The sequence below is a fragment of the Protofrankia sp. CiP1_Cm_nod4 genome (assembly GCF_982290645.1).
Map to the genome: position 1 here is coordinate 32,753 of NZ_CEVIVC010000008.1, position 1,418 is coordinate 34,170.

The 1,418-nt window shown below is 68.5% G+C and carries 1 protein-coding gene; it reads right to left on the reverse strand.

Annotated features, from left to right (window positions below; translation table 11 throughout):
• Positions 1–613, reverse strand: a 613-nt coding sequence (locus AC5LSR_RS03335) for a serine/threonine-protein kinase (protein ID WP_493468129.1), incomplete at its 3' end; no start/stop codon positions are given.
• Between the last annotated feature and the right edge of the window lie 805 nt (positions 614–1,418).

The following is a 1,418-nucleotide window of genomic DNA, read 5'->3' on the forward strand; positions in this document are numbered from 1 at the left end:
CCCCGGTCAGCAGCAGATAGAGCAGCACCCCGAGCGCGTACAGATCGGAGGCCGGCCCCAGCCGGCCCCCCTCGATCTGTTCGGGAGCCATGTACAACGGCGTCCCGGCCACCGCGCCGGCGGCGGCCGGCGGCCCACCCACCTGTTTCGCGAGCCCGAAATCGACCACTTTGAGCAGGCCCGTGGCGTCGAACAGAATGTTGTCGGGCTTGATGTCGCGATGCAGCACTCCGCGGGAATGCGCGCAGGTCAGGGCGGCGGCGATCGCCAGCCCTACCGCGCAGGCCTCCTCCGGGAGCATCCCCGCCCGGTGGCGGCGGGTCAGCGTCCCGCCGGCCAGCATCTCCATGACGAGCAGACGCAGTCCCCCGGTCTCGACATAGTCATAGACCCGGACCACATGCTGATGGTCCAGGGCGGCGAGAATCCGCGCCTCGGTGGCGAATCCCGCCACCGCCCGGCCGTACCCTCCGTCGAGTACCTTGACCGCGGCATCACGCTGGAGACGGCGGTGCCAGGCGGCGAACACCACCCCGAACGTGCCCGCGCCGATCTCGTCACCGAGATCGTAACCGGGTAGCGCCGCTGCCACCCGTGCCCGGTCAACAGTCATCGATCCGCAGTCATGATGCGGGCGTGCCCTCACGCCGACGTCCATCCCGAACCGTTACCAACGCCCCGTCCCGTCATCCCGGCAGGCCATAATCACCTGGGCCGTATCATCGTGTGAGTTACATCTCGCCTATCCCGACAATCACGCCTGACGACCATGCCCGGCGGCCACGGCGGTGATATCGGACGGCGCCCCGGCCGCCCGGTCAGCCGGCGGGCCCGCCGATCGCCGGGAAGAATCCGACCGCCGTCGGCCGTGCCCTGACGGGCAGCGGCGGCACCGCACATCAGCCCCCCCATTCGCTCCCGGTTCAGGGCGACCCGCGAGACAGGAAATCCCGGCCCGTCCGATGGTGAATTCGATGTCGGCGCCACGGGCGTCCGGGAGGCCGTCACAGCCCATCCTATTACCACTGCCAATGCATTGGCCGGTCATGGACACCTGGTATTCATACACCCGCAACAGAAGTGGGCGCGGCGAGGGGAACATCGCTCCGAGGCCCGACGGACCAGGCTGGCGCGTGGTACCGCCCGGAGGAAACAGCACGTGACACCGCCGGGAGGAAAGACGAGGTGGTCCGTGGGCCCGGCCGGGCGCCCAGGTAAACATTCAGCGAATAGCGATAAAAGAACCGTCCCCAGAAGACGGCCGGCCGGGCACGCTCGTGAAACCTGCGGTAGCGCACTGAAAGTCTTCAGGCCGCTACCCTCAGACATGTCGCGACAGGGCCGCGCAAAATGCGTCCCCGAACCGAACCGGGACCGGGACCGGGACCGGGACCGGGAACACCGGACGACATCCCGCT